The following is a 25828-nucleotide window of genomic DNA, read 5'->3' on the forward strand; positions in this document are numbered from 1 at the left end:
GTGCCTATGTCTACCGAAACCGGCCTTCCCCCCCACGCCCTGAACGTCAAGCTGCCTCTCGACAAGGAACTGGTGCTCAAGGTGATTCCGATGCCGGCGGACTGCAACGCCAACGGCGACATTTTTGGCGGCTGGGTCATGGCCCAGGTCGACCTGGCCGGCTCGGTGATCCCCGCGCGTTACGCCGGCGGCCGCATGGCCACCGTCGCGGTCAACGAGTTCATCTTCAAGCAGCCGGTGCGCGTTGGCGACATCCTGTCCTTCTACTCCGAACTCACGCGCATCGGCCGCACCTCGATGACGGTCAAGGTCGAGGTGTATGCCGAACGTTTTGGCTCGCAGGGGAGCTACATCAAGGTGACCGAGGCCAGCGTGACCTATGTGGCCATCGACGACGCCGGCCAGCCGCGGCCGGTGCCGCCGTCGTCGTTACCGCGACCGCAGTAATCTGCTATATTTTCGATAGCTGCTTGCGCACGCCCGACAAGGGCTTGAGGCATATTTGATCATTAAATCTTGCCGTGCCGCCCCTGGCCGTCGGCAAAACGGGCGGCACCCTGCAAGCCTTCGCCGATGCAGCCCCTGCCGCGGTCCCATTCCTGCTTGAGCGCCTGCGGCAAGGGCAGGTCCCACTGGGTGTAGGCACTCTGGCGGTCGGCCAGCAGGGTCTTCTGGGGAAACGCCGCCAGCTGGTGCGCCAGCACCAGCGCCGCCTCACGTGCCGTGCCGGTGGGGACGACCCGGTTGCACAAACCCATCTGCAGGGACTCCATTGCCTCGACCTTGCGCCCGGTCAGGATCAGGTCCATCGCATGGCCCATGCCGACCAGACGCGGCAGGCGCACCGTGCCGCCGTCGATCAGCGGCACGCCGAAACGGCGGCAATACACGCCGAAATAGGCGTCTTCCTCCATCACCCGCATGTCGCACCACAGCGCCAGCTCCATGCCGCCGGCCACGGCTGCGCCGCTGACTGCGGCAATCACCGGCTTGGACAGCAGCAGGCGCGACGGCCCCATGGGGCCCGCCGGGTGTTTGTCTTCCGGCTGAAAGTCCAGCCCGGCAAACACGTCCGATTCAGCACCCGGTGATTCGCGCAGCATTTGCGCGCCAAACTGCAAGTCCCAGCCGGCGCAAAAATGGCCGTGGGCGCCATGGAACACCGCGACTTTCGCGCCGCTGTCTGCATCGAATGCCAAAAAAGCTTCATGCAAGGCGCGGGCAGTCTCGCTGTCCACCGCGTTGCGCACGTCCGGTCGGTCCAGGGTGACGATGCTCACCTCGCCGTCTTTTTCAATATGCACGGTCATTGGTCATCTCCCCACCAGCCGACACGCGGCGCCGCCAGGCAGGCGGCGAGTTCGTCGTCGGTCACGTTGATGTCCATGCGCAGCAGCGCCGCCGCCATGGACTTGCCCAGGTTGTCCAGGCGCAGGTTGCGCGCGCCACCGCCCTGCAAGGCGTCGTGCAGCACCAGCTTGATCGCCAGGATGTTCGGCAGGTACCAGCACTCGACTTCACCCGGCAGCCAGGACGCAAAGTGGGCCTGCACGCGTTGCGCCGTGACTTCGCGCGCCAGCACGGCGTAACCCGCCACGTTCCAGGCAAACAGGCCGAAGTCCACCCAGTCGGCCTTGTCGCCGCTGCGTGCATGGGCCAGCCGGACGAGCTGGATTTTTTGAGTGAGCGTCTTCGTCTTCATGTCTGCAGCAGCTCCACGCGGGTGTTGGGCTCGACCAGGCTGCGATCGATCAGGGCCGGCCAGATGCCCAGCAACTCGCTGGTGTTGTGCAGGCCGTGAAAGCCGCAGGTGTAGGCCGGCCCGCTGAGTCCCATCCACGGGAACAGCCGGCCGAAACCGTCGGCGGCTTTTTTGTCGCGCGTGCGCAGCACCAGACGAACCCAGACCTCGTTGAGGTCTGCCAGCGCGGACGCATCGGGCATAGGCGCCAGCGCACCATGTGCTGAATTGAGGCCCGGGAATTCGACAAACAGGGCCTCGTGCGGCACGCCCTTGTCGGCCAGCTGGGTCTTGACCATCTCGACGGCCGCCAGCGCCTTGTCATGGGCGTCGGGCCAGCTGAAACCCCAGGTCACCTCGGCCTTGAAGCCGTCGCGGTAGCCGCCCACCACCTTCAGCTGGCCGGTGCGTGGCAGGCCGGTGGCGCCGGTCATGCGCACCCGGTCCTGGCCCAGGTCCTCGAGCCGGACCGTTGACAGGTCCAGCACCACATCCGGCGAAAAATACTGGTGCGGGTTGTGCACTTCGTACAGCAGTTGCTGGCGCACGGTGTCGAAGTTGATGCGCCCGCCCGTGTCCGGCGCTTTCATGATCACCGCCTCGCCGTCTTCGCTGACCTCGGCGATCGGGTAGCCGATGTGGGCCAGGTCGGGAATGGCCTTCCAGGCCTGCAGGCTGCCGAAGTTGCCGCCGCTGCCCTGGCCCGAACATTCGAGCAGGTGCCCGACCGCGAGGCCTTGCGCCAGCCGGTTCAGGTCGGCCGGCGTCGCCGCGTCTCCCACGTCGCCGAGATTCCAGTTGAACTCGTGCACCAGGGGCGCAAGGAACAGGGCGGCATCGGCGACGCGGCCGGTGATCACGATGTCGGCGCCCTGCTGCAGTGCGGAGACGATGGGACGCGCGCCGAGATAGGCATTGGCAAACACCATGCGTTCACGCACGGTATCGAACGGGGCGCCGCTGAACATGTGTGCCGGTGCCAGGCCGGACAGCTGCTCCATGACCTCATCGCCTGTCACAACGGCGACGCGCGCGGCCCATCCTTTTGCCGCAAAAGCGTCGCGAACAGCGGCTGCCGCGCCGGCTGGATTGAGTCCGCCGGCGTTGCAGATGAAGCGTACTTTCCGCTGCGCCATCGCCGGCCACAAACGCAAAAGCATGGGCACCACGTCCCTAGCGTAGCCAAGGGAAATGTCGCGTTGCAGATCCTTCTGCAGGATGGCCAGCGTGAGCTCGGCGAGATGGTCGCTGGCGATGTATTGGACCCCGCCGCGTTCGATGCTTGCAAGCACCGGTTCCCATGCGTCTCCGTAGAAACCCAACCCGGCACCAATCCGGATTGATTTTTTCATTGAATGCAGCTCATGATCAGTCCCGTCAGATTCGAGTCAGAAAAAAAGCGGCTTGTCCCGCCTTCCGGCTATGGCTTATTTTTACCAAGCGCCTGCTTTGTAAAAATTTATTGTGGAGTAAAAGTGCAGTTATTGCAATTGATCATCAGCGGCATCGCACAAGGCTGCATTTACGGGCTGATCGCCCTGGGCTTCGTCCTGATTTACAAGGCCACCGAGACGGTGAGCTTCGCCCAGGGCGAGCTCATGATGCTGGGCGCCTTCGGCGGGCTGGCCTGCATGACCATGCTGGGTTTTCCGTTCTGGCTGGCCATCCTCAGCGCCATCGCCGGCATGGCGCTGTTCGGTGTGCTGCTCGAGCGGCTGGTGATAAGGCCCATCCTGGGCCAGCCGGCTTTTTCCATCGTGATGCTGACCATTGGTGTCGGCTACGTGGCGCGCGGGCTGATCACCATGATTCCCGGCATAGGCACGGAAACCCACACCCTGCCCGTGCCCTACAAGGACATGATCTGGCAGATCGGCGGCGACGCCAATGCACAGGGCGCCCTGATTCTCAATGTCGAGCAGATGGCCGTCATCGGCAGCACCGCCGTGTTGTGCCTGCTGCTGTTTGCACTCTTCAAGTACAGCAAGCTGGGCATTGCCATGCAGGCCTCGTCGCAAAACCAGCTGGCCGCCTACTACATGGGCATTCCGGTCAAGCGGCTCAACGGCCTGGTCTGGGGCCTGGCTGCCGCTGTGGCCGCCATCGCCGGACTGCTGCTCGCGCCCATTACCTTTGTGCACGCCAACATGGGTTTCATCGGCTTGAAGGCTTTTCCGGCGGCGGTGGTCGGCGGCTTCGGCAGCCTGCCCGGCGCCATCGTGGGCGGCCTGATCATCGGCATCGTCGAATCGCTGGCCGGCTTTTATGCGCCGGACGGCATCAAGGATGTGGCTGCCTACATCGTGGTGCTGATCATGCTCATGGTCAAACCCAACGGGCTGTTCGGCGAAAAACTGCGGAAGAAGGTATAGGTATGGCCCCCACGCTTTTCACTTCGTGTAATGCGCTGCCCCCCGAGGGGGCCGCTGCGCCTGCGGGCCGGCAAAGCCGGACCCGCGGCCCCTGCTGGAAAAAGAGTATCCCGCTCCCGTTTTCAGTGCACTCATAAAAAACAGAACACATGCGCTTCATATTTAAAACTGACTACGGGCAGGACATCAACCTTGCCAAGCACGGCGGCCACATCTTCTGGTACAGCGCGCTGGTGCTGTTGCTGGTCGCCGCGCCCTGGCTCTTCGCCGAGTACTGGCTGGCACAGCTGACCTTCATCCTGATCTATTCCATCGCCGGCCTGGGGCTGATGCTGCTGGCTGGATTCACCGGCCTGTTCTCGCTGGGGCATGCGGCCTTTCTCGGGGTGGGCGCCTACACCCAGGCGGTGATGACCAATGCCGGCGTGCCTTTTCCGATAGCGCTGGCCTGCGCGGCCGGCCTGTCGGCCGCCGTGGGCCTGGTTGTCGGGCTGCCGGCCCTGCGCGTCAAGGGTATCTACCTCGGCATTGCCACCCTGTCCTTCGGCTTTATCGTCGAAGAAGTGTTTGCTCGGTGGGAGTCTGTCACCGGCGGCAACTCGGGCATCCACATCAAGGCGCCCGACCTGTTCGGCTGGAAGTTGAACAGCGGGGAGGAGTTTTATTTTCTTTGCCTGGTGATTGCCATCGGCGCCACGCTGGCCATTCTCAACCTGCTGCGGTCGCCCACCGGGCGCGCCTTCGTGGCGATTCGCGACTCGGAAATTTCGGCCCAAAGCATGGGTATTCACCTGGCGCGCTACAAGACGCTGTCGTTCGCGCTGTCCGCCGCGCTCGCCGGCATTGCCGGAGCGCTCTACGCCCACAAGCTGCAGTTCATCTCGCCCGAGCAGTTCAACATCCTGCAGTCGATTGACCTGCTGCTGATGATTGTGGTCGGCGGCCTGGGGTCGGTGCATGGGGCTTTTCTTGGCGCCATCTTCCTGATCTCGATGCCGCAGGCCATCGCGCTGGTCAAAGACTACCTGCCGGCCTTCATCGGGCAGGCCCCTGGCCTGCAGGGCCTGGTGTACGGCCTGGTGCTGATTGGTTTTGTCCTTTTTGAGCCCCTGGGTCTGTATGGGCGCTGGCTGAAGATACGCACCTACCTGCAGACCTTTCCCTTCTATCGCAAGGGCATGTTCAAGCGCCAGAAATCTTTTCAAAAGTCGGATCGCCTGAAATGAGCGCCATACAACCATCCGCCATGCAGCCCCTGCTGTCTGCAAAAAATCTCAGCGTGCGCTTTGGCGGCGTGCTGGCTGTCAACAACGTCAGCTTTGATGTCAAGCAGGGCGAGGTGTTCACCCTGATCGGCCCCAACGGTGCCGGCAAGACCACGGTGTTCAACCTGATCAGCCGCATCTACACGCCCACCTCCGGTGAGATCGACTACCTGGGCGCAAAACTGACCGACCAGCCGCCGCACAAGATCGCCGCACTCGGTATCGCGCGCACCTTCCAGAACATCGAGCTGTTCGAACATGCCACCGTGCTGCACAACCTGCTGATCGGCCGGCATACGCACCGGCAGACCGGTTTATGGAGCGAGATCTTCTTCACCAAAAAGACGCGCGAAGCCGAAATCCAGGCGCGCGAAAAGGCCGAGCAGATCATCGACCTGCTGGACCTGCAACACCACCGCGATTCCTATGTGGCCGGCCTGCCCTACGGCGTGCGCAAGGTGGTGGAGCTGGCGCGTGCGCTGTGCACCGAACCCAAGCTGCTGCTGCTTGACGAGCCTTCCTCGGGGCTCAATGTGGAGGAAACCGACGACATGGCCTTCTGGATCCAGGACATCAAAAATGAGCTGGGCATCACGGTGCTGATGGTCGAGCATGACATGACGCTGGTCTCCAAGGTGTCCGACCGCGTGCTGGCCATGAACCAGGGCGAAGTGCTCGCCATGGGCACGCCGCGCGAGGTGCAGAACGACCCCGGCGTGATCGAAGCCTACCTCGGCTCCATCGACGACGTGTCCTCGCTGCGGCGCGAACACAAGTCCCCCATCCTGCGAAGCGAGGTGGACGCATGAGCGCCGTACCTCCACCGGTGAGCGACCAGCCCGTGCTCAAGCTGCTCAACGTCGAAAGCTCCTACGGGCCCATCAAGGCCATACGCGGGGTCAGCCTGCAGGTGCGCCGCGGCGAAATTGCCACCGTGCTGGGCTCCAACGGCGCCGGCAAGACCACCATTTTGAAAACCATCTCCGGCATCATCGACCCGCGCAAGGGTTCGATCGAATTCAAGGGCGGCAACATCACGGCGCAGGACCCGGCCTACATCGTGCAGCAGGGCCTGAGCCATGTGCCCGAAGGCCGCGAGGTGTTCCCGCTGCTCAGCGTGCGCGACAACCTGCTGATGGGCGCCTATACCCGCAAGGACCGCGATGGCGTTGCGCGGGACATCGAGGTCGTCTTCGGCTACTTTCCCATCCTGCGCGAACGCGCGCTGCAGGACGCCGGCCTGCTGTCGGGCGGCCAGCAGCAGATGTTGTCGATCTCGCGCGCCCTGATGGCCTCGCCCGACCTGATCCTGCTCGACGAACCGAGCCTGGGCCTCAGCCCCAAGCTGACCAAGGAGATCTTCGAGATCGTGGTGCGCATTAACCGCGAACGCGGCACCACCATTTTGCTGGTCGAACAAAACGCCAACATGGCCCTGAACGCCTCCGACTACGGCTACGTGCTGGAAAACGGCCGCATCGTGATGGAAGACACCTGTGCCCGCCTGCGGGAAAAGGAAGACATCAAGGAGTTCTACCTGGGCATGAAGGAAGACGGTGTGCGCAGCGAGCGGCGCTGGAAGAAGAAAAAGACGTGGCGATGAAGAGCATGTATCCCAGAGCCAAATTCACCTGCTTGTGTCATTGCGGACGGGATCCGCAATCCATGTTCCTCGAACCACATTTGCACGCGCGGCATGGATCCCGGATCAGGTCCGGGATGACAGCCGTGTGGAGAAACGTATGAGCAATCTTTGGGACCTTTCCCACATCCAGCCCGAAACCCGTGTGGTGCTTGAAGGCGAAACCATTCCCGAACTGTTCTGGAACGGTGTGGCGCAGCGCCAGGACAAAGTCTGGATGCGCCAGAAAAAGCTGGGGATCTGGCGCAGCTGGTCCTGGAACCAGACCGGCGAAGCCGTGCGCGAGATTGCCGGCGGCCTGATCAGCCTGGGTTTTGCGCCCGGTGAATGCGCCTCCATCCTCTCAAACACGGTGATCGAATGGGTGCTGGCCGACCTCGCCGTGCTGAGCTGCGGCGGTGTCGCCAATGGCATCTACCCGACCGATGCGGCTTCACAGGTGCACTACCTGTGCGAAGACTCTGCTACCCGCATCCTGTTTGTCGAGGACGACGAGCAGCTCGACAAGGCCCTGGAAGTGCGCACACAGCTTCCCGGGCTGCGCAAGATCGTGGTGTTCGACATGGAAGGCCTGCGCGACCTCGACGAGGCGGATGTCATCAGTCTTGCCGGCCTGCGCGAACTGGGCCGCAGCTACCTTGCGCAGCATGCCGATGCGGTCGAGGCGCGTGTCAAGGCCTGCAAGCCCGAAGACCTGGCCATCCTGGTCTACACCTCAGGCACCACCGGCAAACCGAAGGGGGCCATGCACAGCCACCGGGGCCTGGTGTTCACCGCGCGTGGCTACAACACTCTCGTGGCGCAGGACGAGAACGACGAGCGCATGTGTTTCCTGCCGCTGTGCCACATTGCCGAGCGTATGGGCGGCGAGTACTTTGCCATGTACACGGGCGCCAAACTCAACTTTGTCGAGAACCCCGAAACCATTCCTGAAAACGTGCGCGAAATAGCGCCCACGGTGTTTACCGCCGTGCCCCGCGTCTGGGAGAAGTTCTATTCGGGTGTGATGATCGCGCTCAAGGAAGCCAGCCGCCTGCAGCAGGCCGCTTACGCCTGGGGCATCGGCGTGGGTAGCGAGATCGCCGAGCGGGTCATGGCCGGCCAGCCGGTCAGCAGCTGGCTCAAGCTGAAGTTCACCATCGCCCGCTGGATTGCGCTGGACAACGCGCGCAAACTGATCGGTATCCACCGCGCGCGGTTTTGCGTGACCGGCGCCGCACCGATTTCGCCGGAGCTGGTCAAGTGGTACATGGCGCTCGGTGTGCCCATGCTGGAGGTCTGGGGCATGACGGAAACCTGCGGTGCGTCGACCGGTGTACCGGCCAGCCGCATCAAGCCGGGCTCCATCGGGCCGGCTGCGGGTTACAACGAAATGAAGCTTGATCCGGCCACCGGTGAAATCCTGGTGCGCGGCACCAATGTCTTCATGGGTTACCTGAACCTGCCGGAGAAGACCGCAGAGACGATCGATGCCGATGGCTGGCTGCACACCGGCGACGTCGGCCTGGTGGACGAGGAAGGTTTTTACCGCATCACCGACCGCATGAAGGACATCATCATCACGGCCGGCGGAAAAAACGTGACGCCCAGCGAACTGGAAAACGAGCTGAAGTTTTCGCCCTACATCACCGATGCGGTGGTGATCGGCGATAAACGCCCCTACCTCACCGCCATCATCATGATTGACCAGGAGAACGTCGAAAAGTATGCGCAGGATCACGACGTTCCTTTCAGCAACTACCAGAGCCTGACGCGTTCGGCGGAAGTCCAGGAGCTGATCCAGGCCGAGCTGGACCGGGTCAACAAGAAGTTCGCCCGTGTCGAGCAGATCAAGAAGTTTTTCCTGCTTGAAACGCAGCTGAGTGCGGAAGACGAAGAACTGACACCGACCATGAAACTCAAGCGCAAACTGGTCGAGAAAAAGTACGCCGACACCATCGAAGCGATGTACCGCTAGCCCACCCACCGGCCTCACGCTGAGGCTACCCCCTTCCCTTTTCTCCTGTCGCCAGGCATGCAAGCCCGGCGCTGATGGCCTGCTCATGCCCTTTTTTCCCGAAAACAGTTACTGCGCTTGCAACGACATCCTGATTTGACTGCTGGCGTCAGGATGCCAGGCGTGCCCGCGCCTGAGACACGCCAGCGATAGACCACCTATAAACCGGAGACTTCGATGAATTTCAGAACCACAGCAGCCCTCGCCCTACTGGCGCTCAGTGCCGGCCACGCCGCAGCCCAGCAGGGCGTCACCAAAACCGAGATCACCCTCGGCTCCATCCAGGACCTGTCCGGCCCGCTGGCCGGCTTCGGCAAGCAGATCCGCATGGGAATGACGTTGCGCGTGGAAGAACTCAACGAGCAGGGCGGCGTCAATGGACGCAAGGTCAAGCTGTTGATCGAAGACTCTGGCTATGACCCCAAGAAGGCCATCCTGGCCGCGCAGAAGCTGGTCAACCAGGACAAGATTTTCATGATGGTCGGCCACATCGGCACGGCGCAGAACCTGGCGGCCATGCCGGTCCAGTTCGAGAAGAACGTCATCAACTTCTTTCCGATCACCGCAGCGCGCGAGATGTACGAGCCTTTCCACCGCCTCAAATACGCGTTTGCCGCCACTTACTATGACCAGATACGTATTGCCACACCCAAACTGGTGAAGGACCGCAGCATCAAGAGTGTCTGCATCATTTACCAGGACGACGATTTCGGCCAGGAAGTGCTGCGCGGCGCCGAAGCCGGACTCAAAACCATAGACATGGCATTCGCCGAAAAAACTTCCTACAAACGCGGCGCGACCGATTTCTCTTCGCAGGTGGCGAAGATGAAGGCCTCCGGCTGCCAGATGGTGGTGCTTGGCACCATCATTCGCGAAACCATAGGCGCGATTGGCGAGTCCCGAAAGACCGGCTTCAACCCCCTCTTTCTGGGCTCCAGCGCCGCCTACACCGACCTGATCCACAAGCTGGGCGGCAAGGCCATGGACGGGCTGTTCACGACCATGACCTCGCAACACCCCTACCTGGACGCGGCCGAACAACCCGTGCGCTTCTGGGCCAACAAGTACAAGACCAAGTTCAACGATGATCCGACGGTGTTCTCGGTCTATGGCTACGCCGCCGTCGATGCCTTCATTCGTGGCGCCCAGAAAGCCGGCACCGACCTCAGCACCGACAGCTTCATCAAGGCCATGGACACCATGGTGATCCCGCGCGACATGTTCGGCACGGCGGAGGCCAGCTTCAGCCCGACCAAACGCCTGGGCAACAACTTCTCGCGGCTTTCCCAGCTGCAGGAGGGCCGCTGGAAGGTGGTGTCCGAATACGTGGCATTCAACGGCCTGCGCCCCGTGCTGCAGAAGAACGGCACCTGGAAGATTGGTTCGGATCAGTTCAAGGACTAAACCTGCGCCGGGGCCCGGATCAGGAACTACCCTGACAGGGTCGCGCATGTGACAAGGCCGCCTTCGGGCGGCTTTTTTTCCTTTTTGCGCACGAACTGCAATGGCAGGGGTGCCCCCTAAGTGAATACGCCAGCTTGACAGGCGCGGGCGAAGGTTAAGAATGCCAAGCTGCAAGCACCCTCGTTTTACAGGAGACATCCATGAAATTCAAAACCACCCTGGCACTGGCCGCCCTGGCGCTCAGTACCGGCTACGCCACAGCCCAGCAGGGCGTGAGCAAGACCGAAATCACCCTGGGTTCGATCCAGGACCTGTCCGGCCCCATCGCGGGTTTCGGCAAGCAGGCCCGGCTGGGCATGCTGTTGCGGGTTGACGAGATCAATGAGCAGGGTGGCATCAATGGCCGCAAGCTGAAAATCATCGTCGAAGACTCGGCCTACGATCCGAAAAAAGCCGTGCTGGCTGCCCAGAAGCTGGTCAACCAGGACAAGATTTTCATGATGGTCGGCCACATCGGCACGGCGCAGAACCTGGCGGCCATGCCGGTCCAGTTCGACAAAAACGTCATCAACTTCTTCCCCATCACCGCGGCGCGCGAGATGTATGAGCCCTTCCACAAGCTCAAATACTCTTTTGCCGCCACCTACTTCGACCAGATACGCAACGCTGCGCCCAAACTGGCCAGGGAAAAAGGCGTCAAGAAGGTCTGCACCATGTACCAGGATGACGAGTTTGGCCTGGAAGTGATGCGCGGCGGTGAAGCGGGCCTCAAGGCCATCGGCATGGAATTCGCCGAAAAAACGTCTTACAAGCGTGGTGCGACCGATTTCTCCTCGCAGGTTGCGAAGATGAAAGCCGCCGGCTGCGAGATGGTCGTGCTTGGCACCATCATCCGCGAAACCATTGGCGCCATTGGTGAATCACGCAAGACCGGCTTCAATCCGATCTTCCTGGGTTCCAGCGCGGCTTACACCGACCTGATCCACAAGCTGGGCGGCCCGGCCATGAACGGCCTCTATGCCACTATGACGGTGCAGAACCCCTACCTTGACGAGGCTTCACAGCCCATCCGCTTCTGGGCCAACAAGTACAAGACCAAGTTCAACGAGGACCCCACCGTCTTCTCGGTCTACGGCTACAACATCATCGACACCTTTGCCAAGGTCGCGCAGAAGGCCGGCCCCAACCTGGCGACGGAAAGCTTCATCAAGGTGATGGACACCATGAGCATCCCGCCCGACATGTTCGGCAGCGCACCAGCCACCTTCTCACCCACCAAGCGCCTGGGCAGCGATGCCTCGCGCCTGTCGCAGATCACCGACGGCAAATGGAAAGTGGTTTCCGAGTACATCAAGTAAGCGGACGGCCTCATTCATCAAAAAGCCGCCTTCGGGCGGCTTTTTTCATGAGACGATGTAAGCGCCCGCCCCCGTGGACAGCAGCTTGCCGTCGGCGCCGAGAAACTCCATGCGGGTGGACGCGACGCGTGAACCCAGGCGCATGACCTCGGCGCGCAGTTCAAAAAACTCGCCGATGGCGGGCCGCAGGTAATCCACCCGCAGGTCAATGGTGCCCAGTTTGGAGAAGCGGTGCATGCGCTGGGCCGGGGTTTCATCCATGTGGCGTGCACCGATCGCAGCCATGATGGCCAGCCCCGCCATGGCGTCGAGCCCCGCGCTCACGACCCCGCCATGGATGCGGTTGTAGGCATAGTGGCCCACCAGCGAAGGCTGCATGTCGATGCGGCCAACCACGCCTTCGGGACGGACCGACACTACCTTCAGGCCCAGGGCCTGGTTGAAGACAATTTTTTCTTCGAAAAGTGTTTTCAGGGCAGCAATGAACTCGGGCTCGAATTCGACGGCGCCGGCAGGCGGTGGGGTGGTTCTGGTCATAGGCCCAATTGTCGTGCAGCGAGGTCCTTCATGATTTCCTCGGCGCCGCCGCCAATCATCATGACCTTGACCTCGCGGTAAATACGTTCGCTTTTGGTGCCGCGCATGAAACCCATGCCGCCCAGGATCTGCACCGCCTGGTCCGCGCAGAACTGCATGGTTTGCGTCGCGTGGTTCTTCAGCATGCAGACATGGGCGACCCATTCGGGGCCCTGGTCGCCGGCGTCGGCACGGTCGGCCACCGCATCGACCCAGGCCTGCGTCGAGGCGATGCGCATCTGCATGTCCACCAGCTTGTGGCGGATCACCTGCTTGTCGACCAGCGTGCTGCCGAAGGTCTTGCGCTGGCGCGCCCAGTCCAGTGCCTCGTCGTAACAGGCCTGGGCAAAACCCAGCGCCGCGGCCGCCATGGCCATACGCTCGCCGTTGAAGTTGCCCATGATGATCTTGAAACCACCGCCCTCTTCGCCCAGAAGATGGCTGGCCGGCACACGCACACCGTCAAAACGAAGCTGCGCGGTGTCCGAGCACCACCAGCCCATTTTCTCCAGCCGGGTGCGCGACAGGCCCGGGCTGTCGCCAGGCACCAGAATCATCGAGATACCCCCGGAACCTTTGCTTTCGCTGGTGCGCACCGCCACCGTGATGAAGTCCGCGCGCATGCCCGAGGTGATAAAGACCTTCTCCCCGTCGATCACATAGTCCGCGCCGTCACGCCGGGCGGTCGTGCGCAAGGCCGCCACATCGGAGCCGCCGCCCGGCTCGGTGATGGCCAGCGCTGCAATTTTTTCGCCGCGCAGCACCGGCGGAATCACCGCCTGCTGCAGGGCCGCCGAGCCATGCGCCAGCACCGGCGGCAGGCCGATGTTGTGCGAAAACAGGCTGGCCAGCACACCGCCGCTGCCGCTGTAGCGGCACAGCGCCAGGGTCATCGCGTTGCGCAGCCGCCAGGATGCCGGGGTGCCGCCCAGTGCCTCGGGGTAACCCAGCGCCAGCAGGCCCAGGTCAGCCGCCTGGTGATACAGGGCGCGCGGAAACTCGCCGGCGTCATCCCACTGGCCGACGTGCGGGGCGATGTCGTTCTGCGCGAAACGTTTGACCGACGCGGTGATGTCGGCCAGCATGTCGAGATCGGTGGAGGAAGGATTCATGCTTCAAACCTCAACAAGAGCTGACCGGGCGCCGTCTGCTGGCCGGGTTCCACGGAAACGGCCGCCACCACCGCATCCCGCGTCGCACAGACCGCATGTTCGAGTTTCATCGACTCGATGACCAGCAAGGTGTCGCCGCGCTTCACCGATTCGCCGGCACGCACCCTGACCGCGATCACCTTGCCATTAAATGGCGCCCGGAGCTCCGTGGCCTGGCTGCTGGAGGCAACCCCGGCCGCAGGCTCAAAACTCGCGTCCTTGAGCCAGACATCGGTCGCGCCGACCTGCACATGCCAGCGCCCGTCGGCCACCCGGCACGCCTGCACCGTGCGGCTCAGGCCGTCTACCGTGACACGCATCCGTCCGTCGCTGCCACGCACACAGGCGGCCGCGTGCTGGTGCGCGCCCGACGTAACTTCCAGCCCGCCCGCGCCCGTTTCCGTCACGGTGATGGCCAGCACCTGTTCACCATGCAACACGCGCAGCGCTTTGCCGAACGGACAGGGCAAGGCCTGCGCAGCGCCGGCGCCACCGTGGAAGTGCAACCCCAGGACAGCGGACAACACCACCTGCGTTTGCTGGTCCTGCAAGGTCTTGCGGATATCGTCACCGTGTTCGGCCAGGAAGGGAATCAGCGCCCGGCCGGCGCGGAACACCGGGTGCGCCAGGCACGCCGCCAGAAAAGCGCGGTTGGTCGGCAGCCCCAGCACCTGCGTGCCGGCCAGCGCGGCCATCAGGCCGTCCATGGCCTCCGCCCGCGTGGCCCCATGCACGATCAGCTTGCCGAGCATGGAGTCGTAAAACGGCGTGACCGCCAAGCCCTGGACGATGGCGTGATCAAAGCGCAGAGCCCTCACCCCCGCCCTCTCCCCGGGGGAGAGGGTGCCGAAAGCTGGCTCGCGAAATTGCATCACCGTGCCGGTATGCGGCGTGAAGTTATCGTCCTCCGCACACAGGCGCACCTCGATCGCATGGCCTTGGAACGTCACTTCGTCCTGGCGCAGCGGCAACGGCTCTCCCTGCGCGATGCGGAGTTGCCACTCGACCAGATCCAGCCCCGTCAGCGCTTCGGTGACCGGATGCTCGACCTGAAGGCGTGTGTTCATCTCCATGAGATAGAACGGATTGCCCCCCTCTCCCTCTGGGAGAGGGCTGGGGTGAGGGCCAGCGTCCACCAAAAACTCCACCGTGCCAGCGCCCACGTAACCGGCCGCCTGCGCCAGCGCGACCGCGCAGGCGCCCATGCGCTCACGCAGGTCAGCGTTCACTGCCGGGCTCGGCGACTCCTCAATCAGCTTCTGGTGACGCCGCTGTACCGAACAATCACGCTCACCCAGATGAATGCAGTGTCCGTGCGAATCGGCAAACACCTGCACCTCCACATGACGCGGCTGCAGCAGTGCGCGTTCGAGCAGCAACTCGTCGCTGCCAAAAGATGACAGGGCTTCGGACCGTGCACTGGCCAGCGCAGCTTGCAGTTGGGACGGCTCCAGCACCAGGCGCATGCCGCGGCCGCCGCCGCCTGCCGCGGCTTTCACCATCAGCGGGTAACCCAGCTTGTCCGCCTCGGCCGTCAAGCACGTGTCGGACTGGTCCGGGCCCTGGTAACCGCTCAGGCAGGGCACGTTTTGCTGCAGCGCCAGGTTCTTGGCGCTGGCCTTGTTTCCCAGCGCACGAATAGCGGCCGGTGGTGGCCCGACCCAGGTCAGGCCAGCGTCGAGCACAGCCTGCGCAAACCCGGCGTTCTCGCTCAGGAAGCCGTAGCCGGGATGCACCGCATCGGCGCCGGCTGCCTTCGCGGCGGCCAGCAGCTTGTCGATGCGCAAATAGGAGTCGGCCGAGAGCGTGCCGCCCAGCGCCACCGCACTGCCCGCTTCCTGCACATGCAGGGCCTGCGCGTCGGCATCGGAATACACGGCCACGGTGGCAATCCCCATGCGGTGCGCGGTGCGCATGATGCGGCGGGCGATTTCGCCGCGGTTGGCAATCAAGAGGCGGCTTATGCTGGTGGTCGGGATCGTGGTGCTCATGCCGCCCACCCGGGCTTGCGCTTTTGCGCAAAGGCCGCGAGGCCTTCGGCGGCCTCGGGGCTGCGCAGGTTTGCTGCAAATTTGATAGCTGCTTGCGCAGGCAGGTCAAGGTCTGGAGCCTGATTCAGCATGTAAAGCAAAGCCTTGGTGTGGGCCACAGCTCCCGGGGCCGCCCGGCGCAGCGCGCTGATGCGCCGCGCCACGGCGGCCGGCAGATCGTCGGCAACCTCGTCCACCAGCCCTTGTGCCAGGGCTTGCTGTGCGGAAAGTTTTTCTCCGGACAGCATCAGCTGCCGTGCCAGCCTGTCACCCAGACGCCGGTGTACAAACGGTGCAATCTGCGCCGGCACCACGCCCAGCGTGACTTCCGGCGCGGCAAACACCGCGAAGGGCGTGGCCAGCACGAAGTCGCCACAACACAGCAGCCCCAGGCCACCGCCCATGGCCGGGCCGTCTGCGGCCACCAGGAGGATCTGCGGCAGGGCACACAGGCTGCCCAGCAGGTGGCCAAAACCGGCGTTCATGGCAATCAACGGGTCGGTCTGCCCGGGTGGCAAGGCCTGCCCTATGGCCTGGGCAAAGCCGCCCAGACTCCCGCCGGCGCAAAACGCACCGCCGCTGCCCTGCAGCACCACAAAGCGCAAGGCGCTGTCCTGCGCGGCGCGTTCACAGGCCTGTGCCAGCGCGGTCACCAGCTCGTCGGTCAGCGCGTTGCGCGTGGCCGGGTCGTGAAGGGTCCAGTGTTCGACCTCACCCGAGCGGGTGATCTGCAGCTTGTCGCTCATGGCCGTGGTCATCTTCAGGCAGCGGGTTTTTTGCTGCTTTTGGCCAGGCCCATGTACTTGGCGATGATGCCCATCATCACCTCGTCGGCACCGCCGCCTATCGAGGCGAGCCGGCCGTCGCGGAACATGCGTGCCACCTTGTTCTCCCAGGTAAACCCCATGCCGCCCCAGAACTGCAGGCAGGTGTCGGGCACCAGGCGGTTCAGGCGCCCGGCCTTGAGCTTGGCCATGGAGGCCAGCTCGGTCACGTCCTGGCCCTGCACATACAGCTCACAGGCGCGGTAGGTCATGGCGCGCAAGCTCTCGACCTCGGTCTTCATTTCGGCCAGCTTGAACTGCACCCATTGCTGGTCGGCCAGCGTCGCACCGAAAAGCTTGCGCTCGTGCGCCCACTCCACCGTCCAGTTGATGCAGTTGGTGAGCGACTGGATACAACTGGCCGCGCACCACAGCCGCTCTTCCTGGAACTGCATCATCTGGTACATGAAGCCCGAGCCTTCCGCGCCTATCAGGTAGCGCTGCGGCACGCGTACCTCGTCGAAATAGATCAGGCCGGTGTCGCTGGCGTTCATGCCGATCTTCTTGATCTTCTTGCCGACTGTTATGCCCTTGCGCAGCTTGCCCTTCTCGCGCATCGGCACCATGACCAGGCTTTTGTTCTTGTGCTGCGGGCCGTCGCCGGTGTTGACCAGCATGCACATCCAGTCGGCCTGCAGGCTGTTGGTGATCCACATCTTCTGGCCGCTGATCACATAGTCATCGCCATCCTTGCGTGCATGGCTTTTGATAGCTGCCACGTCGCTGCCGGCGCCCGGCTCGCTGACACCGATACAGCCGACCGTGTCGCCCGCAATCGCCGGGGCGAGGAACTCGCGCTTGAGCTCGTCGCTGCCGAAACGCGCCAGCGCTGGCGTGCACATGTCTGTCTGCACACCAATGGCCATGGGGATGCCGCCGCAATCGATATGGCCCAGCGCCTCGGCCATGGCGACACCGTAGGAATAGTCCAGTCCCGCGCCGCCATAGGCCTCGGGTTTGGTCAGGCCCAGCATGCCCAGCTTGCCGAGTTTCTTGAAAACCTCATGGGCGGGGAAAATTTCAGCCGCCTCCCACTCGTCAACATGCGGGTTGATCTCGGCGGCTATAAAACGCTTGAGGATTTTCTGGATTTCGAGGTGCTCGTGGGTGTATTGCATTTTTGTCTCCTGAGGTCTATTCCGTTCACATGCGCGCCACGCCGAACTGCATGGGCCGCAGTTGCCGGGTTTCGGCATCGGCACACATGGCCAGGCACTGCGCCAGCACCGCGCGGGTATCACGCGGATCGATCACGCCGTCGTCGAGCAGCAGACCCGAGGTGTAGAAGGCATCGGCCTGCGCCTCGAACACGGCGACGATCTTGTCGAACTGGGCCTGCGACTGCGCCGCATCCACAGGGAGGCCTTTGCGCGCCATCGCCGCCTCCGTCACGATCTGCATGGTGCGCGCCGCCTGCTCGCCGCCCATGACCGCGGTTTTGGCACTGGGCCAGCTGAACAGGAAACGCGGTGCATAACCGCGACCGCACATGCCGTAGTTGCCGGCACCAAACGAGGCGCCGCACTGGATGGTGATCTGCGGCACGGTCGCGTTGGTCACCGCCTGGATCATCTTGGAACCGTGTTTGATCATGCCGCCCTGCTCGGCGTCCTTGCCGACCATGTAGCCGGTGGTGTTCTGCAGGTAAATGATGGGGTGGCCGAGCTGGCACATCAGCTGAATGAAATGGGTGGCCTTGTTGGCGCCCGCCACGTCGATGGGGCCGTTGTTGCTGATGATGCCCACCGCGTGGCCGTCGATTGCTGCCTGCACACACACCGTGGCGGCGCCGTAGAGGGCCTTGAAGGGCAGGAAGTCCGAGCCATCAACCAGCCGGGCAATCACTTCATGCATGTCCACCGGCTGGCGCAGATCGCCGGCCATCAGCCCGAGCAGCTCATCGGCCGGGTACAGCGGCTCGCTTGCTACTGAATCCATAGCTGCTTGCGCACGTCCTGCCTGGGCTGGATGCCGATTTGACCATGCAGTTTGGGCCACAATCTGGCGCGCCAGGCCCAGCGCCTGGCGATCATCCTCGGCCAGCTGCTCGCCCAGGCCCGACACGCTGGTGTGCATCCCGGCGCCGCCCAGCTCCTCTTCGGTGGCCACCTCGCCGGTGGCCGCCATCAGCAGCGGCGGGCCAGCCAGAAAGGCGCGCGAGCGGTTTCGCACCATGATCACCACATCACTGAGCCCCGGCATGTAGGCCCCGCCCGCCGTGCCGGAACCGTGCTGCACCGTGACGACCGGAATGCCCGCCGCCGACAGGCGCGCGAGGTTGCGGAAAAGGGAGCCGCCGTGCACAAAACCCTCGACGCGGTAACGCATCAGGTTGGCGCCGGCGCTCTCCACCAGGTGAATGAAGGGCAGCTTGTTCTGCAGCGCGATCTCCTGCACACGCAGAATTTTTTCCAGCCCCATGGCCTGGATCGCGCCGGCCTCGATGCCCGAGTCGCTGGCCACGACCATGCAGCGCACGCCCTGGATAAAACCTATGCCGGCCACGATGCCACCACCGGGCACGGACAGCACCGGGTCCTTGTGGTCCTGCATGAACCCCGCCAGCGAACACAAAGGCAGCCAGGGCGCGCCCGGGTCCAGCAGCAGCGCCACACGTTCACGCGGCAACAACTGGCCGCGTTTGTCGAACACCGGTTTCGATTTGGCTGACGCCTGCGTGGCACGGGCCTCCAGCGCACGCAGCGCTGCAATGCGCGCGAGCATGGCTTCGCGCCGCTGCACGGCCACGCTGCCCTGCGCGTTCCAGGCCGACTGGAAAACCGTCATGACTGAAAGACCTTGGGCGTCGTGGCCAGATGAAAACCGTCAAACGGCTTGACGGCATCACGCCGCTGCGCCTCGGCATCGGGCAGGCGCATGGGCCAGCCCATGCGCGCCTGCGGCCGCGCGCCGTCCACGCGCAGCACGGTGCCGCTGATGAAACTGGCCGCGGGGCTCAGCAAAAACACGATGGCGGCCGAGGTTTCCGCCTCGGTGCCGAAGCGGCCCAGCGGCACGGTGCTGCGCATCTCGCGCAACATCACCCCGGCCTCGGGCGGGTAGTGGTCCATGCCGCTCGAGGCGATGTAACCCGGCGCCACCGCGTTGACGCGCACACCGCTGTGCGCCCACTCGGCTGCCGCGGTTTCGGTGAAGCTGACCATGCCGGCACGCGCGGCACCGCTGTGGCCCATGGAGGGCATGGAACCCCAGATGTCGGCGACGATGTTGACGATGCTGCCGCCGTGCTCCGCCATGGACTGCAGGTAACACTCGCGCGCCATCAGGAAGCCGCCCGTCAGGTTGGTGTTGATGACCGCTTCCCAGCCCTTGGCGCTGATGCTTTCCAGCGGCGCGATGTACTGCCCACCCGCGTTGTTGACCAGGGCATTGATGCGGCCATGCGCAATCACAATCGCCGCGACCGTGACCTTCACCGCCTCTTCCTGGCGAATGTCGCAGGGGTGGAAACTGGCGCGGCCGCCGGCGGCCACAATCTCGCCGGCCACGTCATGCAGCTTTTCGAGCTTGCGGCCGATCAACACCACATGCGCGCCCAGGGCCGCCAGCTCATGCGCCGTGCAGCGGCCTATGCCGGAGCCGCCGCCGGTCACCGCCACCACCTTGCCGGCAAACAGGCCGGCGCTGAAGACGGAACGGTAAGTCATGTGCGGGCTTTCCTTGTGGAGGGCGTCCGGTCTTCGCCGATGAACAGCGCCATGGCCGCGTCGGCCAGCTCATCGAGCGACGCACCCTTTCTGGCATCAAACCACTGCGCCGACCAGTTCAGCGCACCAAAAATCAGCAAGCGCGCCAGCTTCACCGGGGCCTGCAGCCGGCCCTGGTCGCTCAGGGCCTGGAGCACCGGCTCCCAGACCGACTCGTAGTCGCCCTGCAGCCTGGCCAGCAATGCGCGCTGCCTGGCCGTGATGGAACGCGACTCATACAGCATCACGGGAATGAAATCGCTGCCCGGGCCCAGCAACACGTCGAAATGATTACGGATCAACACGTGCAGCAAAGCCGCCGCGTCGGGTGCGGACGGCGCCGCCGCCTCCAGCGCCGCCGCCTGCCGGGCCATCGCCGAGCGCATGCCCTCCTCCATCACGGCATAAAGCAGCGCACCCTTGCTTTTGAAATGGTAGAAGGGCGAGCCGCTGTGCATGCCAACGGCTGCCGCGATATCGCGCGTGCTGGTGCCGTCAAAGCCCTTGCGGCGAAACAGCCGCGCGGCGGTGTTGACCAGTTCCACCCGCCGGTTGCCATCGTCGCGTTCGCCGGGCGTCTTGCGCGGACGACCGCGCGGCCGCTTTTCAGCGGCGGCGACAACCGCCGCAGGCAGGGCCAGGGCACGGCCGGCAGGGCGGGTACGCGCAGGTGTTTTGTCCATGGAAACAGACCATAACAAAAGCCGTTATTTTTAGCAAGCGCTTGCTTTGTAAAAATAGACACGGACTGCGGCACGGCCCCGGAACCCCAGCTGACTACACTGGGGACCTTCCCAAAACAAAACCGAAACATTGATGGACATCTTCTTTCTGGCGCTGATGGTCGCCGCCGGCGCTTATGCGCTCAAATCGGGCTACGAACGCAAACGCATCGCCCTGCTGGGCAGCCACCTCGGCCAGTACCAGATCGAAAAACTCATGGAAAGCCTGACCGAAGGCTACATGCGCGCACTTCGCGAGGACGATCTGGAGCGCCGCGCAAGCATCTGGAACCTGTTGACGAGCACCGAGACCAAGCTGTGCGAGCAGTTCAACAACTTCGTGGCCGGGTTCTCCCGGGTGGAAGGCGCCGCCGCACGGGTGAGCAGGCTCCCCCTGCCCCTGCCTTACGCCGACAGGCTCTTTCCGGCTGCGACATTCGACTTGCGCCAGGTCCTGCTGGTGCATGCCGAGGGCATCACGCGCGCCGCGAAAAACACGCCCGAACAATCGCCCAAGAACAAGGCCTTCACCCTGTCCGCTGAAGTTTTCCTGATGCAACACACCTGCCACTGGTTCTGCAAGTCCAAGGCCGTCGCCTCGGCCCGGCTGCTGGTCCGCCACAAGACGTCTTATGAGCAGGTGCTGGCGTCGGTCGCACCAGAAACGCGCCGGGCCTACCTCGCGCTGGTCGGCCCCTGAATCGATGCAGTCAGGGGAGCAGCCCCTGCGCTCGCTCGAGCAGCAATTCACGCTCGCGCAAATTGCCCGCCAGCGCCGCGGCGCGTTCAAACTCCTGGCGCGCCTCGCCGTTGCGGCCCAGCCTGGCGAGCAGGTCGCCGCGCACGCCGGGCAGCCACTGGTAGTTCTGCAGGGACTTGTCCTCGCGCAAGCTATCGATGATGGCCAGGCCGGCGGCCGGGCCGAAGGCCATGCTGACGGCCACCGCGCGGTTGAGTTCCACCACCGGTGAGGGTGCGGTTTGTGCCAGCGCGTCGTACAGGGCGGCAATACGCACCCAGTCGGTCTCTGCCGACGTCGGCGCGCGCGCATGGCAGGCTGCGATAGCGGCCTGCAGCGCATACGGCCCCAGGGCACGGGCCGACGACTCGGCCAGCGCCATGGCCATGTCGAGCGCGGCCAGCCCCCTGCCGATCAGGAGATGGTCCCAGCGCGCCCGGTTCTGGTCGGCAAGCAGTATCGGCCGGCCGGCGGCATCGACCCGGGCCGCCATGCGCGAGGCCTGCAGTTCCATCAGTGCCAGCAAACCCTGCACCTCGGACTCGCCCCTTGCCAGGCCGGCCAGCATGCGGCCCAGACGCAGCGCTTCGTCGGTCAGCGCGGGCCGCATCCAGTGGTCCCCGGCGGTGGCGGTGTAACCCTCGTTGAACAGCAGGTAGACCACCTCCAGCACCGAGGCCAGGCGAGCGCCCAGTTCATCGCCGCGCGGGACTTCAAAAGGCACCCGCGCCTCGGCCAGGGTGCGCTTGGCGCGCACGATGCGCTGGGCCATCGTGGGTTCGGACACCAGGAAAGCGCGGGCGATTTCGTGGGTGGTCAGGCCGCCCAGCAGCTTGAGCGTCAGCGCCAGCCGCGCCTCGGTGGAAAGCACCGGGTGGCAGGCGGTGAAGATCAGGCGCAGCAGGTCGTCGCCGATCTCGTCCTGCCTGGCCTCGTCGAGCGCATCCACAAAATCGGGCACGACCAGCGCGTCCTGCGCCTCCAGCTCATGGCCGATCTGCTCCAGCTTTTCGCCCTGCATCTTCTGGTGCCGCAGGTGATCCAGCGCGCGGTTTTTGGCCACCCGCATCAGCCAGGCGCCGGGGTTGTCCGGCACACCCTTGCCGGGCCAGCTTTCCAGCGCAGCAACCAGCGCGTCCTGTGCGAGCTCCTCGGCCAGCCCGATCTCGCGCACCATGCGCGCCACCGAGGCCACGATCTTCGCGGACTCGATGCGCCAGACGGCTGAAATCGCCTCATGGGTGGAGGAATGCATGAATCAATGGTAGCGGCAGAGCCAGAGCTGGGAGTAAGGCGCACCCAGAGGTATTAGTCAGGCAGGGGCCGCGGGTCCGGCTCTGCCGGCCCGCAGGCGCAGCGGCCCCCTCGGGGGGGATCCTTCGACAGGCCCAGGACAACGGATACGCAACAAGCGACCATGAGGACTTTTCTCTTTCCAGCAGGGGCCGCGGGTCCGGCTCTGCCGGCCCGCAGGCGCAGCGCCCCCTCGGGGGGCAGCGTAGTACACGAAGTGACAAGCGTGGGGGCGCTACTTCTTCATCCAGAAAACCTCCCAGACATGGCCGTCCAGGTCGGTGAAGCCGTGGCTGTACATGAAGCCATGGTCCTGCGACGGATTGGGCGCGGTGCCGCCGGCGGCCAGCGCCTTTTTCACCAACTCGTCCACCTCGGCACGGCTCTCGCACGACAGGGCAATCAGCACCTCGGTGGTTTTGGTTGCATCGGCAATCGGCTTTTTGGTGAAGCCCTGGAAGAAGGGCTCGACCAGCAGCATCACATAGTTGTGATCCTCGCTGATCACCATGCAGGCGCCCTGCTCGTTGGTGAACTGCGGGTTGAAGGAAAAGCCCAGGCTCTTGAAGAAGGCCTGGCTCTTTTCCATGTTCTTGATGGGCAAGTTGACAAAAATCTGGCGGGTCATGGCTGTTCCTTTGAGGATGGTTGAGGCAAGACAGGGGCGGCCCTCAGGCCTGCTCCGCCCTGGCCTTGAGGTTGGCGAGGCCGGCGTCGAAGTCGGTGCCAATCATCTTGTCCATGTTGAAAATCACACCCATGAACTTCGACAGGAAAGACGCAGGGCCGTCCATGGCCCAAGTGACCTGTGTGGTCTGACCTCCGGGTACCAGCGAAAAGGTGATGAGGTTGTCGGCCTTGAACGGCGCAGTCATGACCAGGCGCATCTTCAGCTGCGAAGGCGCGCTGACCTGCACGATTTCAAAGCTGCCGCTGCCTGATTTTTTGCTCTCGAAGTCGTAGTGAGCGCCGGGCCCAATGAACGGGCCGCTGTAGCTGCCTTTCATCTCCGGGGCTTTCAGCGCATACGGGTTCCATGAATTGAAAGCATGCACGTCGTTGACTAGCGGGAAGATTTTTTCTGCCGGCGCAGCGATGCTGGTGCTGCGCGACACGCGGAAAGTGTCAGGCCGTTGCAAAGCAATGACCGCGACGACAGCGATGGCCAGCACGACCAGCCCCAGCAGGGTGAGCAAGGTGGTTTTGATCATGGCGCGCTCCTTACTTCTGGCTGGGCGTGTTTATTTCGCGGAAACGCTGGACCTGCTCGCTGGGCTCGAAGTCGTCCAGTTCATACAACTGACGAACCTCGATCACGGCCGGCGCGTTTTCGCCGACAGGGTTGGGGAAACGGCGCGACCACTCCAGCGCCTCCTCGCGGTTGCGCACCTGGATGGTGGTGAAGCCGGCGATCAGCTCCTTGGCTTCCGCGAAAGGACCGTCAATCACGGTGCGCTTCTGGCCGTCGTAGTGGATGCGCCAGCCCTTGCGGCTGGGCTGCAGGCCACTGGCGTCGAGCAGCACGCCGGCCTGGGCCAGCTCCTCGTGGAAGTCGGCCATGGCAGCCATCAGTTTTTCGTCGGGGGTCTGCGGGGTGGTCTCGGCCTCGAACTCGGGCGTCGACTTCACAATGATCATGAATCGCATCCTGGTACTCCTTGTGTGCGGCAGCCAGAATCCCTGGCCTCCTGTGGACACGACGAAGCAGCCGATGCGGAATCGACAAACCGGAAGTAAGTAGAAACCCCTGGATTCGGGTTCCCGACCTCAGAGGAAACAGGGGCCGGTGGCCCGAACCTCCAGCGTGGCCCATTCAGCGGCGGGGCAGCGGGCGGCAATCGCCAGGGCTTGCTCCCGGGTTGTGCAGTTCACCAGAAAGAAGCCGCCCACCATTTCCTTGGCTTCGGCAAACGGGCCATCCAGCACCTGCGGCTTGCCGGCGCTCACACGCACGCGGGCGGCGCTGTCCTGCGAGCCCAGCGACTCCACGCCAAGCAACACGCCCTCTGATTTCAGCTCGTCGGCAAACTTCAGCATGCGCCCGTACACCGCCTCGCCTTCGGCCTGGCTGCGGGTCAGGCGCTGGCCGACGGGTTCGTGGATGAGCAGCATGTAGGGCATCGTTCTAGTCCACAAAGAAGTCGGGTATGAAATTCTTCGTGCCCGGTGTCACCGAATACTTCTCCAGATCGGTCACGCCGTGCGCGGCCAGCAGCTCGTCGTCAATGTAGAAACGGCCGGTGGCCGGGTTCGGACTGGTCAGGATCAGCCAGGCCGCGTCCGAAAGAATCTCCGGCTTGCGGCACAGCTTCAGGTCCACGCCGGGAATCATCTGCAGGGCCGCCGTGGCAATGGCGGTGCGCGGCCACAGGCTGTTGACGGCAATGCCGTATTTTTTGAACTCGCCCGAATGGCCCAAAGTGCACATGCTCATGCCGTACTTGGCCATGGTGTAGGCCGTGTGGTTCTCGAACCAATGGGGCTTCATGCTCAGCGGCGGCGACATGGTGAGCACCTGCGGCTTGCGCCCGGCCTGCGCAGATTTTTTCAGTTCGGCCAGGCAGGCCTGGGTGCACAGGTAGGTGCCGCGCGCGTTGATGCCGTTCATCAGGTCGTAACGCTTCATCGGTGTGTGTTCGGTGTCGGTCAGGCTGATGGCGCTGGCGTTGTTGACCAGGATGTCGATGCCGCCGAAAGCCTCCACCGCTTTGGCCACCGCCGCCGTCACCGCGTCTTCGTCACGGATATCCACCGCCAGCGGCAGCGCCTGACCACCGGCGGCCTTCACCGCTTCGGCCGCGCTGTAAATCGTGCCCGGCAGCTTGGGGTTGGGGTCGGTGGTTTTGGCCAGGATCACGATGTTGGCGCCGTCGGCCGCGGCACGGGTGGCCATGGCCAGGCCGATGCCGCGCGAGGCGCCGGTGATGAACAGGGTTTTGCCTTTGAGACCGGGGACTGAACTCATGATGCCTCCTGAATGCTACACAATCAATAGCTGCCTGCGCTTA

The 25828-nt window shown here is 63.8% G+C and carries 26 protein-coding genes; 9 read left to right on the forward strand and 17 right to left on the reverse strand.

All coding sequences use genetic code 11. The features are described 5' to 3' along the window. Positions 1-6: 6 nt before the first annotated feature. Complete coding sequence (locus tag PSV40_RS14525; protein ID WP_300538951.1) at positions 7-447, forward strand: acyl-CoA thioesterase; 441 nt, start codon at positions 7-9, stop codon at positions 445-447. A 62-nt stretch (positions 448-509) separates the two neighbouring features. Here the strand turns inward: PSV40_RS14525 and PSV40_RS14530 are convergent, their stop codons facing one another. Genes PSV40_RS14530 through PSV40_RS14540 form a run of 3 tightly spaced genes read right to left on the reverse strand, consistent with a single transcriptional unit; the run spans position 510 to position 3093 of the window. Continuing rightward, entirely contained in the window at positions 510-1310 is an 801-nt protein-coding gene (locus PSV40_RS14530; protein WP_300538954.1) for a crotonase/enoyl-CoA hydratase family protein, read from the reverse strand. After that, the gene (locus PSV40_RS14535) at positions 1307-1702 is read right to left on the reverse strand and encodes a hypothetical protein (protein ID WP_300538957.1); all 396 of its coding nucleotides are present in this window, start codon (positions 1700-1702) and stop codon (positions 1307-1309) included. Before PSV40_RS14535 ends, PSV40_RS14530 begins: the two co-directional genes overlap by 4 nt. Then, positions 1699-3093, reverse strand: coding sequence for an acyclic terpene utilization AtuA family protein (locus tag PSV40_RS14540; RefSeq protein ID WP_300538960.1), 1395 nt, complete (start codon positions 3091-3093; stop codon positions 1699-1701). Before PSV40_RS14540 ends, PSV40_RS14535 begins: the two co-directional genes overlap by 4 nt. A gap of 123 nt (positions 3094-3216) precedes the next feature. On the opposite strand from PSV40_RS14540, the gene PSV40_RS14545 reads away from it, so the two are divergent. From PSV40_RS14545 to PSV40_RS14575, 7 genes are all read left to right on the forward strand, one after another. Continuing rightward, positions 3217-4113 (forward strand): branched-chain amino acid ABC transporter permease, encoded by an 897-nt coding sequence (locus PSV40_RS14545; RefSeq protein ID WP_300538962.1) that lies wholly within the window; start codon positions 3217-3219, stop codon positions 4111-4113. A 149-nt stretch (positions 4114-4262) separates the two neighbouring features. After that, positions 4263-5339 (forward strand): branched-chain amino acid ABC transporter permease, encoded by a 1077-nt coding sequence (locus tag PSV40_RS14550; protein WP_300538965.1) that lies wholly within the window; start codon positions 4263-4265, stop codon positions 5337-5339. After that, positions 5336-6187, forward strand: coding sequence for an ABC transporter ATP-binding protein (locus tag PSV40_RS14555; RefSeq protein WP_300538967.1), 852 nt, complete (start codon positions 5336-5338; stop codon positions 6185-6187). The genes PSV40_RS14550 and PSV40_RS14555 overlap by 4 nt, the downstream gene beginning before the upstream one ends. Continuing rightward, the gene (locus tag PSV40_RS14560; protein ID WP_293593829.1) at positions 6184-6981 is read left to right on the forward strand and encodes an ABC transporter ATP-binding protein; all 798 of its coding nucleotides are present in this window, start codon (positions 6184-6186) and stop codon (positions 6979-6981) included. Before PSV40_RS14555 ends, PSV40_RS14560 begins: the two co-directional genes overlap by 4 nt. A gap of 139 nt (positions 6982-7120) precedes the next feature. Continuing rightward, on the forward strand, positions 7121-8977 hold the full coding sequence (locus PSV40_RS14565; RefSeq protein WP_300538970.1) for a long-chain fatty acid--CoA ligase: 1857 nt from the start codon (positions 7121-7123) through the stop codon (positions 8975-8977). A 216-nt stretch (positions 8978-9193) separates the two neighbouring features. Continuing rightward, positions 9194-10420: an ABC transporter substrate-binding protein gene (locus tag PSV40_RS14570; RefSeq protein ID WP_300538973.1), complete on the forward strand. Its 1227-nt coding sequence runs from the start codon at positions 9194-9196 to the stop codon at positions 10418-10420. A 200-nt stretch (positions 10421-10620) separates the two neighbouring features. Beyond that, positions 10621-11778: an ABC transporter substrate-binding protein gene (locus tag PSV40_RS14575; RefSeq protein WP_300538974.1), complete on the forward strand. Its 1158-nt coding sequence runs from the start codon at positions 10621-10623 to the stop codon at positions 11776-11778. 45 nt (positions 11779-11823) lie between these two features. Here PSV40_RS14575 and PSV40_RS14580 read toward each other — a convergent pair whose 3' ends face one another. The 8 genes from PSV40_RS14580 to PSV40_RS14615 are packed head-to-tail and all read right to left on the reverse strand — an operon-like array spanning position 11824 to position 20749. After that, the gene (locus tag PSV40_RS14580) at positions 11824-12315 is read right to left on the reverse strand and encodes a thioesterase family protein (protein WP_300538977.1); all 492 of its coding nucleotides are present in this window, start codon (positions 12313-12315) and stop codon (positions 11824-11826) included. Further along, complete coding sequence (locus tag PSV40_RS14585; RefSeq protein ID WP_300538980.1) at positions 12312-13466, reverse strand: acyl-CoA dehydrogenase family protein; 1155 nt, start codon at positions 13464-13466, stop codon at positions 12312-12314. Before PSV40_RS14585 ends, PSV40_RS14580 begins: the two co-directional genes overlap by 4 nt. Beyond that, positions 13463-15496: a biotin carboxylase N-terminal domain-containing protein gene (locus PSV40_RS14590; protein ID WP_300538983.1), complete on the reverse strand. Its 2034-nt coding sequence runs from the start codon at positions 15494-15496 to the stop codon at positions 13463-13465. The genes PSV40_RS14585 and PSV40_RS14590 overlap by 4 nt, the downstream gene beginning before the upstream one ends. Beyond that, the gene (locus tag PSV40_RS14595; protein ID WP_300538985.1) at positions 15493-16281 is read right to left on the reverse strand and encodes an enoyl-CoA hydratase-related protein; all 789 of its coding nucleotides are present in this window, start codon (positions 16279-16281) and stop codon (positions 15493-15495) included. The genes PSV40_RS14590 and PSV40_RS14595 overlap by 4 nt, the downstream gene beginning before the upstream one ends. Before the next feature lie 14 nt (positions 16282-16295). Beyond that, on the reverse strand, positions 16296-17477 hold the full coding sequence (locus PSV40_RS14600; RefSeq protein WP_300538988.1) for an acyl-CoA dehydrogenase family protein: 1182 nt from the start codon (positions 17475-17477) through the stop codon (positions 16296-16298). A gap of 25 nt (positions 17478-17502) precedes the next feature. Continuing rightward, positions 17503-19146 carry a carboxyl transferase domain-containing protein gene (locus PSV40_RS14605; protein ID WP_300538990.1) on the reverse strand — a complete coding sequence of 548 codons (1644 nt, stop codon included), beginning with the start codon at positions 19144-19146 and terminating at the stop codon, positions 17503-17505. Beyond that, positions 19143-20027 carry an SDR family oxidoreductase gene (locus PSV40_RS14610; protein ID WP_300538993.1) on the reverse strand — a complete coding sequence of 295 codons (885 nt, stop codon included), beginning with the start codon at positions 20025-20027 and terminating at the stop codon, positions 19143-19145. The genes PSV40_RS14605 and PSV40_RS14610 overlap by 4 nt, the downstream gene beginning before the upstream one ends. Further along, entirely contained in the window at positions 20024-20749 is a 726-nt protein-coding gene (locus PSV40_RS14615) for a TetR/AcrR family transcriptional regulator (RefSeq protein WP_300538996.1), read from the reverse strand. The genes PSV40_RS14610 and PSV40_RS14615 overlap by 4 nt, the downstream gene beginning before the upstream one ends. 133 nt (positions 20750-20882) lie before the next feature. Between PSV40_RS14615 and PSV40_RS14620 the strand changes: the two genes are divergently transcribed. Further along, complete coding sequence (locus PSV40_RS14620; protein WP_300538999.1) at positions 20883-21488, forward strand: hypothetical protein; 606 nt, start codon at positions 20883-20885, stop codon at positions 21486-21488. Between the two features lie 10 nt (positions 21489-21498). Here the strand turns inward: PSV40_RS14620 and PSV40_RS14625 are convergent, their stop codons facing one another. The 6 genes from PSV40_RS14625 to PSV40_RS14650 all read right to left on the reverse strand — a co-directional run bounded on the left by PSV40_RS14625 (position 21499) and on the right by PSV40_RS14650 (position 25785). Next, on the reverse strand, positions 21499-22782 hold the full coding sequence (locus PSV40_RS14625; protein WP_300539000.1) for an RNA polymerase sigma factor: 1284 nt from the start codon (positions 22780-22782) through the stop codon (positions 21499-21501). Positions 22783-23055: 273 nt separating this feature from the next. Beyond that, positions 23056-23448, reverse strand: coding sequence for a VOC family protein (locus PSV40_RS14630; protein WP_300539003.1), 393 nt, complete (start codon positions 23446-23448; stop codon positions 23056-23058). A 43-nt stretch (positions 23449-23491) separates the two neighbouring features. Then, positions 23492-24031: an SRPBCC family protein gene (locus PSV40_RS14635; RefSeq protein WP_300539006.1), complete on the reverse strand. Its 540-nt coding sequence runs from the start codon at positions 24029-24031 to the stop codon at positions 23492-23494. Positions 24032-24041: 10 nt separating this feature from the next. Continuing rightward, positions 24042-24467 carry a YciI family protein gene (locus PSV40_RS14640; RefSeq protein WP_300539009.1) on the reverse strand — a complete coding sequence of 142 codons (426 nt, stop codon included), beginning with the start codon at positions 24465-24467 and terminating at the stop codon, positions 24042-24044. Between the two features lie 120 nt (positions 24468-24587). After that, complete coding sequence (locus PSV40_RS14645) at positions 24588-24941, reverse strand: YciI family protein (protein WP_300539012.1); 354 nt, start codon at positions 24939-24941, stop codon at positions 24588-24590. 4 nt (positions 24942-24945) lie between these two features. Beyond that, positions 24946-25785 (reverse strand): NAD(P)-dependent oxidoreductase, encoded by an 840-nt coding sequence (locus PSV40_RS14650; protein WP_300539015.1) that lies wholly within the window; start codon positions 25783-25785, stop codon positions 24946-24948. Between the last annotated feature and the right edge of the window lie 43 nt (positions 25786-25828).

Origin of the sequence: Polaromonas sp. (genome assembly GCF_029945925.1) — a bacterium.
Taxonomy (GTDB): domain Bacteria; phylum Pseudomonadota; class Gammaproteobacteria; order Burkholderiales; family Burkholderiaceae_C; genus Polaromonas.